Source organism: Streptococcus sp. Marseille-Q6504 (genome assembly GCF_965111625.1).
Genome location: NZ_CBCOON010000002.1, coordinates 144,968 through 157,390, shown reverse-complemented (window position 1 = coordinate 157,390; position 12,423 = coordinate 144,968). Strand labels below are relative to the sequence as shown.

Here is a 12,423-nt window from a genome sequence, read left to right as displayed (position 1 = left end):
TTCTACTAAAAAATAGAATACGGAGAATAAATGAACAAATTTTTACGGGTACTATTTATTTTAGTTATTGTCGCCATGTTGGGTGCTTCTGTTCTACAAATCTTTCTCCCATCATATATGGGAGAGCATTCTGGTTACGGTATTTCTGCAGGATGGCAAAGAGAAATTGGAATTTGGAATCTAGCCGTTTTAATTATTATTCTTGCTGTTAATATTAAATACGATTGGTTTTACCTGAGAATTGCCCTTCTTGCCCTCATCATTGGTGGTATAGGAATAGGAACAAATCATTTGTTAAATTTTATTGAATATCATTCTCCTGTTAATGCGATTGGTGCTATCGAGAATTATTTACTCGTATTTGGTTGGATTATAGGATGGTTTATTGAAAATAAAACTATAAAACTCAAAAACTCTTTATAGACATAAAATTTACCAAAAACTATTTTTGTACTCACATAGTTAGGAGACATATGAAAAAGTTATATACTCTTATCGCTACCTTCTTGCTTCTTATCTTTGTGACACCCCTACAATCCATCGATGCAGGTGTCGGACATTCTCGAAGTGGTAGCTCTAGCCGCAGCAGCTCTCGAAGTAGTAGCAGTAGCCGAAGTCGTTCTAGTAATAGTTCTTCTTCACGAAGCAGTTATCATTCTAACAATAGATACTCAAGTTCAGGAGGTTCTCTAGGGACCGGAATGAACATTCTTATCATGTTTGGTGTTGGGGCTTTCCTACTCTTCATGCTCATCAAATATTTGAGTGACCAAAATTCGTCATCTGGTAAATCATATGGAAACTCAACTGGATACAATGTTGAACCAACACTTCACCGTCGAGTTGAAAATAACACCTTGGCTATTAATCGTGTACACCATGGTGATCCAAACTTTGATGCGGATGCTTTCACTTCATGGGTTAGAGAAGTTTACATCCAATTACAGGCAGCCTGGACTAAAAAAGATTGGAATTTGGTGCGCTCACTTGAAAGTGCTAGCCTCTATTCTCAACACAGTGCTCAACTGGAAGACTATATCCAATCTCAAACAACGAATGTTTTGGAACGTGTTTACGTTGAAAATGTTCGAATCAAAGATTTCTACGAAAATCCAGATGGAAATGATACTTTAGTGGTTATCCTTTCATCTACTTTGAGAGACTATGTCATCGAAGATAAGACTCGTAAGGTTATCGAAGGAGATCCTCAACAAGATCTATTTACAGTTTATCAAATGAACTTCATCCGCAAACATGGTAGCCAAACTGAAAACAATGTTCAAGATGAAGCTGTTAGCGACCACTGTCCAAACTGTGGTGCTCCACTTAGAATCTCAGCTATAAGTCAATGTGATTATTGCGGAGCTGAACTCACACGTAGTCCAAATCAATGGGTTCTTGATACCTATGAAGTTGTGGATGAAGACGAACTTTATAATTAGGAGGAAATTATGGGATTTATTCGTGCTGCCCTTTCAGCTGGGCTAAATAGTTTTAATGATAGCAAATTCAAGGAAGCCGTTGTACTTCCAGACCACATCTCTTCAGACGTCATGGCCATCAAGGGACAATTGCTTACAAAAGATCCTGACGGTGGTTCAAGACAAAGCAACCAAAATACTGGTCTTTTAACAGACGGTTCTGTTGTTATTGTCCCTCAAGGATATGTTGCTGTCCTTGTCAATAACGGTACCTTCCTAGGGGATGTACTTGAAGCTGGAAGCCATGAATGGCGTGCAGGTGATAACGCTTGGCTCCTTGAAAAAGGTGGAATCAAGGGTACTTGGGAAAACTTTAAAAACCGCTTCTCTTTTGGTGGACAAGTTATTACTCGACAAGAAATCATCTTTATCCGTATGCAACCAATTGCAGGGAATAAATTTGGTACCCAAAATGCTGTAGAGTATTTCAGTGAACGTTACCAACAATTGCTCAACATTCGTTTTTACGGATTATTTGATATCAAGGTTGCTGATCCAGTTCTTTTCTATGTTAGCTCTATCAGCCAACAAATTGAAGATCATAAACCATTTACAATCCAAGATATTGCTCAAGGAACACTTCGACAAAATATCTCTCCAAAAATCGCAATTGCTATCGCTAAGTATACCAATGAAAACGGAGTTGATATCTATAGCCTAAATGCTAACCAAGACACTTTCAATGAAGTAGCTAAACAAGAAGTTAATAAGGTTTGGACAGGACTTTATGGTATTGAAGCAACCAATATCTTGCTTGAAGACCTCAGCTATGACCAAGAAAGCCTAGAAATTGTTCGTAAACTTGATAGCGAACTTGTTGCTATGAAATATAATACCATTGAGATTGAAGAACGTCGTGCTCGTAACGAAGCTCTCATTGCGGCAGCCAATAACGAAGGTAATGGCAATGGTATGAACATGTTTATGGGTATGAATCTTGGTCAAACTCTCGGTGGCCAACTCACCCAACAAGCTCAGAATCAAGCTCCAGCTCAAAACAATGGACAAGCTCCAGCTCAAAACAATGGACAAGCCACAAGTAAGAACTTTTATATCGAGGTCGATGGCAAGTACGTATTAGTAACCAAAGATGAAGAAGGAAACATCGTTCCTGTCAATTAATCTCACTTCCCTGATATTTGAGAAATCTTACGACTTATGATACAATAAAGAGTAAATTATTTTATTAAAGAGGTAAAAACATGATTGAAGCAAGTAAATTAAAGGCTGGTATGACCTTTGAAACAGCTGACGGAAAATTAATCCGCGTTTTGGAAGCTAGCCACCACAAACCAGGTAAAGGAAACACTATCATGCGTATGAAATTGCGTGATGTCCGTACTGGTTCAACATTTGAAACTAGCTACCGCCCAGAGGAAAAATTTGAACAAGCGATTATCGAAACTGTGCCAGCACAATACTTGTACAAAATGGATGATACAGCTTATTTCATGAACACTGAAACTTACGACCAATACGAAATTCCTGTTGTAAATGTTGAAAACGAATTGCTTTACATCCTTGAAAATTCTGAAGTTAAAATTCAATTTTACGGAACTGAAGTAATCGGTGTAACAGTACCTACAACTGTTGAATTGACAGTTGCTGAAACTCAACCATCTATTAAAGGTGCTACTGTTACTGGTTCTGGTAAACCAGCTACAATGGAAACTGGACTTGTCGTTAACGTTCCAGACTTCATCGAAGCAGGACAAAAACTCGTTATTAACACTGCAGAAGGAACTTACGTTTCTCGTGCCTAATCTCTAAGAAAGAGGTCATTCTATGGGAATTGAAGAACAATTAGGCGAAATCGTTATCGCCCCACGTGTACTTGAAAAAATCATTGCAATCGCTACAGCTAAAGTTGATGGTGTCCACTCTTTTTCAAATAAATCAGTATCTGACACCCTTTCAAAACTTTCACTCGGTCGTGGCGTCTATCTAAAAGAATCTGAAGAAGAACTAATAGCTGATATCTATCTCTATCTTGAGTATGGTGTCAAGGTTCCTAAGGTTGCAATGGCTATTCAAAAAGCTGTAAAAGATGCCGTTCGTAATATGGCTGATGTAGAACTCAATGCTGTGAATATTCACGTTGCTGGTATTGCACCAGATAAAACACCAAAACCAGCATTAACAGATTTGTTTGATGAGGACTTCCTCAATGACTAGTCCATTATTAGAATCTAGACGCGAACTACGAAAATGTGCCTTCCAAGCACTGATGAGTCTTGAATATGGTTCTGATATTGAAACTGCTTGTCGCTTCGCTTATACTCATGATCGAGAAGACGACGAGGTAAAACTCCCTAGCTTCCTAATCGATCTTGTATCTGGTGTTCAAGCTCAAAAAGAGGAACTAGACAAACAAATCACTCAGCATTTAAAATCTGGTTGGACGATTGAACGTTTAACCTTAGTTGAAAAGAATTTATTGCGTTTAGGAGTCTTCGAAATTACTTCTTTTGATACTCCTCAACTCGTAGCTGTGAATGAAGCTATTGAACTTGCAAAAAGCTTTTCAGATCAAAAATCAGCCCGTTTCATTAACGGACTGCTCAGTCAATTTGTAACTGAAGAAAATTAACTATAAAAAGTGTTTGACAGATATCAAACACTTTTTTATTTCACTTCAATCAAATGAATGGTTCTTTTCGAGAACAAGAAAAAGCTAGAACTTATAGTTAGTTCTAGCTTTTTTATATTTCTTAATATTTTCTAAAGCGTTGGTAACGTTCCTCAATGAGCTGCTCTAGTGGCAGTTTACCAAGTTCATCAAGTTCTGCTCGGAGTTGTTCTTTGACTTGCTTGATTAGATCTTTACTTGATAGACCTACCTCAGAGATAACCTTATCAACAATTTTCATATCTAGCAATTCGAAAGAAGTAATTTTCATCAACTCTGCAGCTTCCATGGCACGACTGCCATCTTTCCAAAGAATAGACGCAAAGCCTTCAGGACTGAGAACTGCATAGATCGAGTTTTCTAACATCCAAACACGGTCAGCTACTGCAAGAGCTAAAGCCCCTCCTGAGCCACCTTCACCGATAATAATGGCAATAATTGGCACCTTAAGATCACTCATCTCCATAAGGTTACGAGCAATAGCTTCACCTTGACCACGCTCCTCTGCTCCGACACCAGGATAGGCACCAGCCGTGTTGATAAAGGTTACAACAGGACGGCCAAATTTTTCAGCCTGCTTCATCAAGCGAAGGGCTTTTCGATAACCTTCAGGATGAGGTTGTCCAAAGTTACGGTTAAGATTATCCTGTAAGCTTTTACCTTTTTGAATTCCAACAACAGTTACTGCTTGGTCTCCCAACCAACCGATACCACCAATAACAGCACCATCATCTCGGAAAGAGCGATCACCATGTAGCTCTACAAAGTCATCAAATATTCCTGTTGCGAAGTCCAAGGCAGTTAAGCGGGTTTGTTCACGTGCTTCTCTGACGATTTTTGCAATATTCATCAACAATCCCCCTTATGTAACCTTACTAATCGAGCAATCATATCTGGCAATTCTCTCCGTTTAACAATCGCATCCACAAATCCATGTTCTAACAAAAACTCTGCTTTCTGGAAATCCTCTGGCAAATCTTCCCTTACGGTATTTTCAATGACACGACGTCCAGCAAATCCTACCAAACTTTGAGGCTCTGCCAATATAATATCCCCTTCCATAGCAAAGGAAGCTGTAACACCACCAGTTGTTGGATCAGTAAGGATTGTTAGGTAAAAGAGACCTGCATTGGAATGACGTTTGACTGCTGCAGAGATTTTGGCCATCTGCATTAAACTCATGATTCCTTCTTGCATACGTGCTCCACCAGATGCTGTAAACAAAACGACTGGTAATTTTTCAGCTGTCGCGTATTCAAACAAACGAGTGATTTTTTCACCAACTACTGTTCCCATAGATGCCATGATAAAGTTAGAATCCATGATTCCGAGAGCAACTTTTTCGCCCTTAATCAAAGCAGTTCCTGTAACAACAGCCTCATCAAGACCTGTCTTTTCACGCATAGAGGCCAATTTTTTCTGGTAGCCTGGAAATTCCAATGGATCTTGCGTCTCAATTCCTGTAAACATCTCTAGGAAGCTTCCCATATCAATGGTTAAAGCAAGACGCTCTTGAGCTGAAATACGGAAGGTATAGCCACAGTGAGGACAAATACGGTCACTTCCCAAATCCTTCTGGTAAATGGTATGTTTACAACCTGGACATTTTGAGAAGAGTTCGTCCGGAACCTCAGGCTTGGCTTGGGGCTTTTCTCTAAGTGAACGATTGGGATTAATTCGTATATATTTATCTTTTTTACTAAATAGAGCCATACATCCCCCTTTTCAGTCTCATATTCTTTTTACATTATTCTTTTTCTTGATAGTGTGGTAAGAAAGTTTCCATCAAGAATGAAGTATCGTAGTCTCCTGCTATCACACGACGATCGGAAATCAAATCGAGTTGAAAATCAGCATTGGTGACAACCCCTTCAATTTCGAGTTCATAAAGAGCTCTTTGCATTTTCATGAGTGCATCAAAACGATTTTCACCATGAACAATAATTTTAGCAATCATACTATCATAGTATGGCGGGATGGTATACCCTGGATAAACTGCAGAATCAACACGCAAGCCAACACCACCGCTTGGTAGATAAAGATTAGTAATCTTACCTGGGCTCGGTGCAAAATTAAAGGCTGGGTTTTCTGCGTTGATACGGCACTCAATAGCATGCCCTTTTAGAACAATGTCCTCTTGCTTAAGAGTCAAAGGTTGACCTGACGCAATACGGATTTGTTCCTTGACAATATCCACACCAGAAACAAATTCGGTTACTGGATGTTCTACTTGGACACGAGTATTCATCTCCATAAAGTAGAATTTCCCAGTTGCTTCATCTAGTAGGAATTCAATCGTACCCGCATTTTCATAACCAACAGACTCCGCTGCACGGACTGCTGCAGCACCAATTTCATTACGCAGTGTCTTCCCAATGGCAATTGAAGGACTTTCTTCTAAAACCTTTTGGTTATTCCGCTGAAGCGAACAGTCACGCTCACCTAGGTGAATCACATGTCCCATCTGGTCAGCAAGAATCTGTACCTCAATGTGGCGAGCAGGATAAATCACGCGCTCTAGGTACATAGCTCCATTACCAAAGTTAGCTTTGGCTTCACTAGAGGCTGTTTCAAATGCTGATACAAGGTCTTCTGCCTTTTCAACCTTACGAATTCCTTTACCACCACCTCCAGCTGAAGCTTTCAGCATAACTGGATAACCAATTTTTTCGGCAACAGCCAGAGCCTCTTCTGCAGTATGGACTTCTCCATCTGATCCTGGAATGACAGGCACATTAGCCTTAATCATTTGAGCACGGGCGTTAATTTTATCTCCCATGACATCCATTACTCGAGCTGATGGCCCGATAAATTTGATACCGACTTCTTCACACATAGTTGCAAATTTGGAATTTTCACTTAAAAAACCAAATCCAGGGTGAATAGCTTCAGCTTCAGTCAAGACCGCAGCTGATAGGATGGCATTGATGTTCAGATAAGATTCTGTAGCCTTCCCAGGGCCGATACAGATAGCCTCATCAGCCAAAAGCGTGTGGAGAGCTTCCTTGTCAGCAGTCGAATAGACAGCGACTGTTGCGATTCCTAACTCTCGTGCCGCACGAATAATACGAACAGCAATTTCACCACGATTGGCAATTAAAATCTTACGAAACATGGAAAACCTCCCTAGTTTCCAATAGCAAAGGTCAAAGTACCGCTTGCTGCAAGCTTACCATCTACTTCTGCCTTCGCTTCTACTACGGCGATTGTGCCACGACGTTTGACAAAAGTTGCTGTCATGACAAGCTGATCACCAGGAACAACTTGTTTCTTAAACTTAACCTTATCCATACCAGCATAGAAGACAAGTTTCCCTTTGTTTTCAGGTTTAGACAATTCCAAAACACCTGCTGTCTGAGCCAAGGCTTCCATAATGAGGACTCCTGGCATAACTGGGTATTGAGGAAAATGACCATTGAAGAAAGGTTCGTTAATCGTTACATTTTTAATAGCAACAATTGTATCTTCACTAACTTCTAAGACACGATCTACTAAGAGCATGGGATAACGGTGTGGCAAAGCTTCTTTAATTCCTTGAATATCAATCATTTGATACGTACCAAGCCTTTCCCAAACTCAACCATTTCTTCATTTTCAACAAGAATTTCTGTTACGACACCGTCTTTAGGTGCTGGAATTTCATTCATAACTTTCATAGCTTCAATGATGACCAAGGTTTGGCCTTTTTTAACAGTATCACCGACTGAAACAAAATTAGGTTTGTCTGGTCCGGCAGCCAAGTAAGCAACACCGACAAGTGGACTTTCTACAAGATCCCCCTCAGCTACAGATTCATTAGCACTTGATTCTGAAACTGCTTCTACAGCTGGTGTAGTTGGAGCTTGTGGTGCAACTGTCGGTACAGCTGCTGGAACTACAGGTTGATGTGCTGGACTTGTTTCTGCCACAAGTTTCGCTTCATTCTTACTGAAGACCAACTCGTCCGTTCCATTTTTATAAGAAAATTCTTTCAAGCTCGACTGGTCAAATTGTGCCATCAAGTCTTTGATTTCATTTAAATTCATTTTTACTTATTCTCCCAACGTTTGAAAGCAAGAACTGCGTTATGTCCACCAAATCCAAAAGTATTTGAGATAGCATAAGGAATTTCATGTTCCAAGCCTTGTCCATAAATAACGTTTGCTTCAATGTAGTCTGACACTTCTGTTGTCCCAGCTGTCATTGGAACATAGTTGTTACGGATTGCTTCAATTGTTGCAATAGCCTCAACTGCACCTGCTGCACCGAGCAAGTGGCCTGTAAATGACTTGGTTGAAGATACAGGTACTTCCTTACCAAGAACTGCTACGATAGCACCACTTTCTCCCTTTTCATTAGCAGGAGTTGATGTACCGTGAGCATTGACATAAGCTACTTGGTCTGGTGTGATTTCAGCTTCGTCCAAGGCAAGTTTGATAGCTTTAATAGCCCCTTGGCCTTCTGGATGTGGTGAAGTCATATGGTAGGCATCACAAGTGTTCCCGTAACCAACAACTTCCGCTAGGATAGTTGCTCCACGTTTTTCAGCATGTTCTAAGCTCTCAAGAACCAACATACCTGATCCTTCACCCATGACAAATCCATTACGGTCTTTATCAAATGGAATAGAAGCACGAGTTGGATCCTCTGTTGTTGAAAGAGCTGTTAAGGCTTGGAAACCAGCGATAGCAAATGGAGTAATTGAAGATTCTGATCCACCAACTAACATGATATCTTGGAAACCAAATTTGATAGAACGGAAGGCGTCTCCGATAGCATCATTTGATGAAGCGCAAGCTGTGTTGATAGATTTACAGATACCATTGGCACCAAAGCGCATAGCTACATTTCCTGCAGCCATATTTGGCAAGGCTTTTGGAAGTGTTAATGGTTTAACACGTTTTGGTCCTTTTTCGTGAAGTCGAAGCACTTGGTCTTCGATTTCTCTGATTCCACCGATACCTGATGCAACGATGACACCAAAGCGGTCTTTATCAAGCGCTTCTACGTCAAGATTTGCATTGTTCACTGCTTCTTGAGCTGCATACAAGGCATATAAAGAATAATCATCGAAACGATTGGTATCTTTTTTTACAAAATATTTTTCAAAAGGAAAATCATTAATCTCTGCTGCATTATGGACGTCAAAAGCACTGTGATCAAACTTGGTGATTTCACCAATCCCAATCTTTCCATTCTTTAAACTGTTCCAAAATTCTTCTGGCGTATTCCCAATTGGAGATGTTAATCCATAACCTGTTACTACTACACGATTTAGTTTCATTTTCATACCTCTATTTTAACTCTTATTGCATGGTAAGTCCACCATCAATTGCAATGACTTGTCCCGTTAGATAATCTTGGCTTGCAAGAAAGGCTGTGACCTCTGCCACTTGCTCAGCTTGACCAAATTGTTTCATCGGAATTTGTGCCAACATGGCATCTTTTACCTTATCAGATAGGACTGCAGTCATGTCTGATTCAATCATTCCTGGTGCAATGGCATTGACACGCACATTACGATTGGCTACCTCACGTGCTACTGATTTGGTAAATCCAATTAGACCAGCCTTAGATGCAGCGTAGTTCGCTTGACCGATATTTCCCATCAAACCAACGACACTGGACATATTGATAATGGCCCCTTCACGAGCTTTTATCATCTGCTTCAAGACTGCTTGCGTCATGTTGAAGGCTCCCGTTAGATTGACTTTCAAGACCTTCTCAAAATCTTCTTCTGTCATCTTCAGCATGAGAGTGTCTTGAGTAATCCCGGCGTTATTCACTAGGACGTCAACTGAACCTAGCTCTTCAATGGCTTGATCCACCATTCGTTTTGCATCCGTAAAATCAGAAACATCACCAGAAATAGCAAGGACCTTCACCCCGTATGGTTTAAACTCGTCTAGAAGCTCCTCGGAGATCTCACCACGACTATTCAAGACAACGTTGGCTCCCAAGCTGGCAAATTTATGAGCAATGGCAAGACCAATTCCTCGACTTGAGCCTGTAATAAAGACATTTTTCTGTTCTAGTTTCATTTTTCTCCTTTCAGAACTTCTATCATCCTGATCTAATTTTCTAAGAGTGCTTGTAAACTTGCTTGATCTTCCACATTTGCAAGTTGAGCAGTTTTATCAATCTTTTTAACAAATCCTGACAAGACTTTCCCAGGACCGATCTCGATAAAACGTGTCACACCAGCTTCTTGCATAACTGCAATGCTTTCATAGAAACGAACAGGTTCCTTGACTTGACGAGTCAAGAGTTCTGCAATTCGTTCTTTTTCCATGACTTTTGCTTCTGTATTACCAACAAGGGGACAAGCAAAGTCATTAAACTCAACATCTTCTAGGACTTGAGCTAATTTTTGACTAGCAGATTCCAATAAAGCTGTATGGAAAGGTCCAGAAACATTTAGCGGAATTAAGCGTTTTGCTCCTGCTTCTTGCAAGAGTTCAACTGCACGATCCACAGCAACCACCTCACCACCAATAACAATTTGACTTGGGGTATTGTAGTTAGCTGGAGTCACAACACCAAGTTGAGAAGCTTCTTGACAAGCTTGTTCAATAACTTCAACTGGAGTATTGAGTACGGCTACCATTTTACCAGACCCTGCAGGTGCCGCTTCTTCCATATAAGCTCCGCGCTTAGCAACTAGAGCCACCGCATCTTCAAAATCCAAGGCGCCACTAGCTACAAGGGCAGAATATTCACCAAGAGACAGGCCTGCCACTATATCTGGTTGGTAACCTTTCTCCTTTAATAGTCGGTAAATGGCAACGGATGTAGCCAAAATAGCTGGTTGTGTGTACCGAGTCTGATGTAGCTTTGTTTCATCATTGTCAATCAAGTCTCGAAGATCATAACCTAAGACTTGGCTAGCTTGGTCGATTGTTTCCTTGACGATAGCATATTGGTCGTATAGTTCACGTCCCATTCCAAGGTACTGGGCTCCTTGACCTGCAAATAGAAAGACTGTTTTAGTCATTTCTTGTAACTCCTGCCCAACGAGCGGCTTCTTTTTGAATTTTCTCAGCTGCACCATAGTAGATATCTTTTAAGATTTCTTCAACTGTTTCTTCTTTAGATACCAAACCTGCAATCTGGCCGGCCATTACTGAACCGCCATCTACATCACCATGGACAACAGCCTTGGCTAAGGCTCCTGCACCCATTTGTTCAAAGATTTCTAAGTCTGGATTTTCTTGTTTAAAGGCATCTTTTTCAGCTTGCTCGAAATCACGAGTCAATTGATTTTTGATGGCACGAACTGCGTGACCAAAATGTTGTGCTGAAATAGTTGTATCAATATCACGAGCTTTTAAAATCTTAGCTTTGTAGTTTGGATGAGCATTTGATTCTTTAGCAACTACAAAACGAGTTCCTACTTGCACAGCTTCCGCACCAAGCATAAATCCAGCAGCAGCTCCCTCACCGTCTGCGATACCACCTGCAGCGATAACAGGAATTGAAACAGCCGCCGCAACTTGACGGACCAAGGTCATGGTTGTTAATTTACCAATGTGTCCACCGGCTTCCATACCTTCACAAATGACAGCATCTGCACCGATTTTTTCCATACGTTTAGCCAAAGCTACGCTAGGAACTACAGGAATAACGGTGATTCCTGCTTCATGAAATCGCTCCATATATTTACTTGGGTTCCCTGCACCAGTTGTGACTACCTTAACCCCTTCTTCAATAACGAGGTCAACAATATCATCAACAAATGGAGACAAGAGCATGATATTGACACCAAAAGGCTTGTCTGTTAAAGATTTAATCTTATCGATGTTGGCTTTAACCACTTCTTTAGGTGCGTTTCCTCCACCAATGATTCCGAGACCACCAGCTTTTGAAACAGCTCCAGCCAAATCGCCATCTGCTACCCAGGCCATTCCACCTTGGAAGATAGGATATTTAATATTTAATAATTCAGTGATACGTGTTTTCATATTGCCTCCATAAGTCTTGCTTACGTAATAGTTCGACTTTATTATAATTTGACGGTCAAACTATTACCTAAACAAGAGGGAGCGGGTCTCCCCTACTCCTTCTTTATTTATTCTAATTATTTAGTTTGCTCTTCAACGTAAGCAACCAAGTCGCCAACTGTTTTCAAGTTGTCTTCAGCTTCGATTTGGATATCAAAAGCGTCTTCAATTTCTGAGATTACTTGGAACAAGTCCAATGAATCTGCATCCAAATCATCAAAAGTAGATTCAAGTGTTACTTCTGATGCATCTTTTCCGAGTTCTTCAACGATAATTTCTTGTACTTTTTCAAATACTGCCATGATAGACTCCTTTAAAATAAATAGTTTTTTTA

The 12,423-nt window shown here is 40.4% G+C and carries 16 protein-coding genes; 6 read left to right on the top strand and 10 right to left on the bottom strand.

Annotation, left to right across the window (positions count from 1 at the left end; translation table 11 throughout):
• Positions 1–30 precede the first annotated feature (30 nt).
• The 6 genes from ACWPUA_RS02905 to nusB all read left to right on the top strand — a co-directional run bounded on the left by ACWPUA_RS02905 (position 31) and on the right by nusB (position 4,071).
• The gene (locus ACWPUA_RS02905) at positions 31–423 is read left to right on the top strand and encodes a hypothetical protein (RefSeq protein ID WP_006151606.1); all 393 of its coding nucleotides are present in this window, start codon (positions 31–33) and stop codon (positions 421–423) included.
• A 50-nt stretch (positions 424–473) separates the two neighbouring features.
• A complete protein-coding gene (locus ACWPUA_RS02900) occupies positions 474–1,442 on the top strand; it encodes a zinc-ribbon domain-containing transport protein (RefSeq protein ID WP_320693770.1) in 969 nt (322 codons plus the stop codon).
• A gap of 9 nt (positions 1,443–1,451) precedes the next feature.
• On the top strand, positions 1,452–2,603 hold the full coding sequence (locus ACWPUA_RS02895; RefSeq protein ID WP_454378987.1) for an SPFH domain-containing protein: 1,152 nt from the start codon (positions 1,452–1,454) through the stop codon (positions 2,601–2,603).
• Positions 2,604–2,683: 80 nt separating this feature from the next.
• Positions 2,684–3,244 carry an elongation factor P gene (efp, locus tag ACWPUA_RS02890; RefSeq protein ID WP_004251910.1) on the top strand — a complete coding sequence of 187 codons (561 nt, stop codon included), beginning with the start codon at positions 2,684–2,686 and terminating at the stop codon, positions 3,242–3,244.
• A gap of 22 nt (positions 3,245–3,266) precedes the next feature.
• Entirely contained in the window at positions 3,267–3,656 is a 390-nt protein-coding gene (locus tag ACWPUA_RS02885; protein ID WP_036756919.1) for an Asp23/Gls24 family envelope stress response protein, read from the top strand.
• Complete coding sequence (nusB, locus tag ACWPUA_RS02880; protein WP_004251901.1) at positions 3,649–4,071, top strand: transcription antitermination factor NusB; 423 nt, start codon at positions 3,649–3,651, stop codon at positions 4,069–4,071. Before ACWPUA_RS02885 ends, nusB begins: the two co-directional genes overlap by 8 nt.
• A gap of 121 nt (positions 4,072–4,192) precedes the next feature.
• Here nusB and ACWPUA_RS02875 read toward each other — a convergent pair whose 3' ends face one another.
• From ACWPUA_RS02875 to ACWPUA_RS02830, 10 genes are all read right to left on the bottom strand, one after another.
• Positions 4,193–4,960, bottom strand: a complete 768-nt coding sequence (locus ACWPUA_RS02875) for an acetyl-CoA carboxylase carboxyl transferase subunit alpha (protein WP_004251895.1) — start codon at positions 4,958–4,960, stop codon at positions 4,193–4,195.
• Positions 4,960–5,823 (bottom strand): acetyl-CoA carboxylase, carboxyltransferase subunit beta, encoded by an 864-nt coding sequence (accD, locus tag ACWPUA_RS02870; RefSeq protein WP_004251892.1) that lies wholly within the window; start codon positions 5,821–5,823, stop codon positions 4,960–4,962. Before accD ends, ACWPUA_RS02875 begins: the two co-directional genes overlap by 1 nt.
• Before the next feature lie 34 nt (positions 5,824–5,857).
• Complete coding sequence (gene accC / locus ACWPUA_RS02865) at positions 5,858–7,225, bottom strand: acetyl-CoA carboxylase biotin carboxylase subunit (protein ID WP_000488670.1); 1,368 nt, start codon at positions 7,223–7,225, stop codon at positions 5,858–5,860.
• Positions 7,226–7,236: 11 nt separating this feature from the next.
• A complete protein-coding gene (gene fabZ / locus ACWPUA_RS02860; protein WP_000565515.1) occupies positions 7,237–7,659 on the bottom strand; it encodes a 3-hydroxyacyl-ACP dehydratase FabZ in 423 nt (140 codons plus the stop codon).
• On the bottom strand, positions 7,656–8,135 hold the full coding sequence (gene accB / locus ACWPUA_RS02855) for an acetyl-CoA carboxylase biotin carboxyl carrier protein (RefSeq protein ID WP_223333641.1): 480 nt from the start codon (positions 8,133–8,135) through the stop codon (positions 7,656–7,658). The genes fabZ and accB overlap by 4 nt, the downstream gene beginning before the upstream one ends.
• A 2-nt stretch (positions 8,136–8,137) precedes the next feature.
• A complete protein-coding gene (gene fabF / locus ACWPUA_RS02850) occupies positions 8,138–9,373 on the bottom strand; it encodes a beta-ketoacyl-ACP synthase II (RefSeq protein WP_223333643.1) in 1,236 nt (411 codons plus the stop codon).
• 22 nt (positions 9,374–9,395) lie between these two features.
• A complete protein-coding gene (gene fabG / locus ACWPUA_RS02845) occupies positions 9,396–10,130 on the bottom strand; it encodes a 3-oxoacyl-[acyl-carrier-protein] reductase (RefSeq protein WP_036756905.1) in 735 nt (244 codons plus the stop codon).
• A gap of 32 nt (positions 10,131–10,162) precedes the next feature.
• Complete coding sequence (gene fabD, locus ACWPUA_RS02840; RefSeq protein ID WP_454378973.1) at positions 10,163–11,083, bottom strand: ACP S-malonyltransferase; 921 nt, start codon at positions 11,081–11,083, stop codon at positions 10,163–10,165.
• The gene (gene fabK / locus ACWPUA_RS02835; RefSeq protein WP_004251880.1) at positions 11,076–12,050 is read right to left on the bottom strand and encodes an enoyl-[acyl-carrier-protein] reductase FabK; all 975 of its coding nucleotides are present in this window, start codon (positions 12,048–12,050) and stop codon (positions 11,076–11,078) included. Before fabK ends, fabD begins: the two co-directional genes overlap by 8 nt.
• A gap of 116 nt (positions 12,051–12,166) precedes the next feature.
• Entirely contained in the window at positions 12,167–12,391 is a 225-nt protein-coding gene (locus ACWPUA_RS02830; protein WP_000257840.1) for an acyl carrier protein, read from the bottom strand.
• Positions 12,392–12,423 lie beyond the last annotated feature (32 nt).

Coding starts and splice junctions, on each gene's coding strand:
- ACWPUA_RS02900 (WP_320693770.1), top strand. CDS start 474: ATGAAAAAGTTATATACTCTTATCGCTACCTTCTTGCTTCTTATCTTT.
- fabF (WP_223333643.1), bottom strand. CDS start 9,373: ATGAAACTAAATCGTGTAGTAGTAACAGGTTATGGATTAACATCTCCA.
- ACWPUA_RS02895 (WP_454378987.1), top strand. CDS start 1,452: ATGGGATTTATTCGTGCTGCCCTTTCAGCTGGGCTAAATAGTTTTAAT.
- ACWPUA_RS02885 (WP_036756919.1), top strand. CDS start 3,267: ATGGGAATTGAAGAACAATTAGGCGAAATCGTTATCGCCCCACGTGTA.
- fabZ (WP_000565515.1), bottom strand. CDS start 7,659: ATGATTGATATTCAAGGAATTAAAGAAGCTTTGCCACACCGTTATCCC.
- fabK (WP_004251880.1), bottom strand. CDS start 12,050: ATGAAAACACGTATCACTGAATTATTAAATATTAAATATCCTATCTTC.
- accD (WP_004251892.1), bottom strand. CDS start 5,823: ATGGCTCTATTTAGTAAAAAAGATAAATATATACGAATTAATCCCAAT.
- ACWPUA_RS02875 (WP_004251895.1), bottom strand. CDS start 4,960: ATGAATATTGCAAAAATCGTCAGAGAAGCACGTGAACAAACCCGCTTA.
- fabD (WP_454378973.1), bottom strand. CDS start 11,083: ATGACTAAAACAGTCTTTCTATTTGCAGGTCAAGGAGCCCAGTACCTT.
- nusB (WP_004251901.1), top strand. CDS start 3,649: ATGACTAGTCCATTATTAGAATCTAGACGCGAACTACGAAAATGTGCC.
- accC (WP_000488670.1), bottom strand. CDS start 7,225: ATGTTTCGTAAGATTTTAATTGCCAATCGTGGTGAAATTGCTGTTCGT.
- ACWPUA_RS02905 (WP_006151606.1), top strand. CDS start 31: ATGAACAAATTTTTACGGGTACTATTTATTTTAGTTATTGTCGCCATG.
- efp (WP_004251910.1), top strand. CDS start 2,684: ATGATTGAAGCAAGTAAATTAAAGGCTGGTATGACCTTTGAAACAGCT.
- ACWPUA_RS02830 (WP_000257840.1), bottom strand. CDS start 12,391: ATGGCAGTATTTGAAAAAGTACAAGAAATTATCGTTGAAGAACTCGGA.
- accB (WP_223333641.1), bottom strand. CDS start 8,135: ATGAATTTAAATGAAATCAAAGACTTGATGGCACAATTTGACCAGTCG.
- fabG (WP_036756905.1), bottom strand. CDS start 10,130: ATGAAACTAGAACAGAAAAATGTCTTTATTACAGGCTCAAGTCGAGGA.